This window comes from Moorena sp. SIO1F2 (assembly GCF_010672755.1).
Classification (GTDB): domain Bacteria; phylum Cyanobacteriota; class Cyanobacteriia; order Cyanobacteriales; family Coleofasciculaceae; genus Moorena.
In genome coordinates, this window is the sequence record NZ_JAAHFV010000550.1 from 1 (window position 1) to 2,800 (window position 2,800).

A 2,800-nucleotide genomic window follows, 5' to 3' on the forward strand; every position below is an offset into this window, starting at 1 on the left:
TATTCATCCGAAGAGTGTACAGACAACTGACTTACCCAAGCCTTCCCCTACTCCAGTACTAGAGAGTAACGAATACGCGAAGGCTCCTACCCCACCACCAAAGAGCAAACAAAAAGTAGAACAGGTGACTGCACCAGCGGAATTTAATGAGAAGGATTCACAAATACCTCTTGATGTCCCCCCTGATGTACCTCGTAACACAACACCAGTACCTGGGGGGGCGACATGAGAGCTAAAAAGTAGACTGTATAAGCTTCATAGCTCTCATACCTTGTAAATAATTATCCAGCTCCTGTTCAACGAAGGGGTAACCCTTAACCCGCCACGAGACCGTGCGCTGTTTGCTATCATACTCTACACTGCCTGTCGGGTCAATGAAGCGGTGACCTTAAGAATAAGGGATGTCTACGATCGCAAAGATTCCGTGCGCCCCATTGTTTTGTTCAGCAAAGGGAACACAAAAGGTAAGCTTGCCACCCAGACCATCCCGGTACTGGAAGATCTGCGGAAGTACTTAACGGACTACCACCCTCCTAAGTGGGCGAACTATCTATTCCCAGGGAGGCACGGGAAAGGAGATATCACCTCAGATGCCACCAGATAGAAAAAGAGCGTAAGTACTAGAAGGGGGATTATCAGTAGTGAAGTACCCCAACCTGCTTTGGCCGTAGGCCACGCTACGCGAACGCTGAGGTTGGAGCTTCCAATTCTCAACTCAAATCAGGGACGGTCTTATTCGTCAAATGGGCTTCCCGCGCGCGTCCCCGACGCCTCAACCAGAGGCGTCGGCCTGCTGGAATTGGTCTTACTCAGCGTCCACAGGCAGACATCCGCCTTCTATCGACGTATAATTTTTACGACAGACTTACCTTGGAATTACAGCAACTATGGCCAACCAGCTGGGGCTTGTCTCTTCCCGGAGACGAAACCTTAGTAGAGTGGAGCCTTTATGGTTGGTCGGCTATGCATAAAAGGGTTAAAACTGTTTGATTAAGGCTCCACTCTACTTACGGTAACTTCAAACCCTGAACTCTGCTAGTACTTTTACACCTTGAAGGTAGCCTTTTAGTCAGTCAGGCGGGTCAGCAACCACTTTTATTATAACACAATTCGCAATAAGCCGTCGTCTCGCTATCCATCCCCACCCTGTAAGAAGGTGGGGAATTCCGCGAGGATTGTTAAAGAGGCTATAATAGTATTAGATGCTTAACAACTTCACGTTAATGGCACCAATGGCACCGTGGATACTCATACCCCAAACCACATCACCCCTCAACCTGACCACCTGACCATTACTACAGCAAACCTACTAGAAGCTTTTGCTGATTTCCTGGATATCGATGTGGCAGCAGGAGATGCTGCGGCTGATACCGTTAATACCTACCGCCGCCAGGTTCAGCAGTTTGTGAACTGGTGCGATCGCATAAATCTTCATCCAGCCGCAGTTACTAAAGAGGACATTAAGCGTTACCGCCGCTGGATGGTAGAAACTAAAAAATTTAAGCCAGCAACAATATCACTAAAGTTGTCAGTTGTCAAGCGTTTTTATCAAGCTGCTGTGGAAAAAGGACTGATTACTATCAATCCAGCCCTTGGGGTGAAACCGCCACGGGAAAAGCTGGACCCGGCGGCAAGGATTACCTATTTGGAAAAGCCTGAAGTTGAGAAGTTGTTAGCAGCTATAGCCAATGATGGTAGCCTTAAGGCAAAGCGGGATAAACTTCTGCTGGCAATCATGATATTGGAAGGTCCCCGTAGCATTGAGTTACATCGAGCAAATGTCTCTGATGTAGTTAAGCAGGGGGGTAATCTGGGAATTCGGGTCGAAGGGAAGCGTAATATTAGAATAGTGCCATTAACACCAGATCTTGCTGACTTGCTAATGGCTTATCTTGAAGCAAGGACAGAAAATGGGGAAGTGGTCAAACCATCGAGTCCTTTATTTATAGCTGTTGGAAACAGGGCGGGTGGCAAGCGGATTTCCCGGCGGGGGATTCGGCTAGTTGTGGATAGCTATTTAGAGCAAACTAACCTTAAGCAAACACCAGGAAGAACTATATCAGCCCATAGCTTGAGACATACGGCAGGTACGTTAGCTCTGCGTTCTGGTGCTGAGTTACGCCAAGTGCAAGATTTGTTGGGACATGCTGATCCCAGAACAACTTGTATTTATGCCCATGTCGCGGATCGCTGGGAAAATAATCCAGCATTGAAGCTGGGCATTAACCTGTCATGATCATCTACAGGTAGAATGAATAGGTAATTATTTTGGTAACTGGGGAACAGTGACTGGCACTCCTCCTTGGTGAAGGGATTGGCTTAAACAACTGAGAATATTTACCAATTGAGCACCAACCCAGCCAGATGATATTGATGAAGGTTGGGACAAGCGGACACTGTTAAGAAAGCGATCGCATACTGAATAAAGTGGTTCATGTGATTCGAGATCAAGAACTTCACGATGTTGACCAGCAGGGATAAAGTACTCCCCGTTCTGTTCAAAATAACCATGTTGGATAGTTAGGGGTGCTTGGGCAACCATTTCATCAAAAATCAAGGTTCCCTGTGTTCCTACAATCCCAAGCCGCCGCTGTTTATCTGGATTGAGCCAGCACAGATGAATAAATGCTTGGAAGCCAGTGGGATAGGTAAGTGTGACCTGAACTAAGTCAGCTAATCCTTGAGGGGTTGAAGGTTTAAGGTTATTGGGTTGAAGGTTAGGAGGTTGAAGGTTAGGAGGTTGAAGGTTAGGAGGTTGAAGGTTAGGAGGTTGAAGGTTATCGGGTTGAAGGTTATCGGG

3 protein-coding genes and 1 pseudogene are annotated in these 2,800 nt (G+C 47.1%); 3 read left to right on the forward strand and 1 reads right to left on the reverse strand.

Annotated elements, in window-relative coordinates; genetic code table 11:
* From F6J94_RS32550 to F6J94_RS32560, 3 genes are all read left to right on the forward strand, one after another.
* A partial coding sequence (locus tag F6J94_RS32550) for a hypothetical protein (protein WP_293047813.1) occupies positions 1-229 on the forward strand: 229 nt, incomplete at its 5' end.
* A gap of 63 nt (positions 230-292) precedes the next feature.
* Positions 293-604 (forward strand): tyrosine-type recombinase/integrase, encoded by a 312-nt coding sequence (locus F6J94_RS32555; RefSeq protein ID WP_367142313.1) that lies wholly within the window; start codon positions 293-295, stop codon positions 602-604.
* A gap of 636 nt (positions 605-1,240) precedes the next feature.
* Positions 1,241-2,236 (forward strand): tyrosine-type recombinase/integrase, encoded by a 996-nt coding sequence (locus tag F6J94_RS32560; RefSeq protein WP_293047816.1) that lies wholly within the window; start codon positions 1,241-1,243, stop codon positions 2,234-2,236.
* Positions 2,237-2,263: 27 nt separating this feature from the next.
* On the opposite strand, the pseudogene F6J94_RS32565 reads toward F6J94_RS32560, so the two are convergent.
* Positions 2,264-2,800, reverse strand: a pseudogene (locus F6J94_RS32565) (hypothetical protein); the annotation flags it as partial.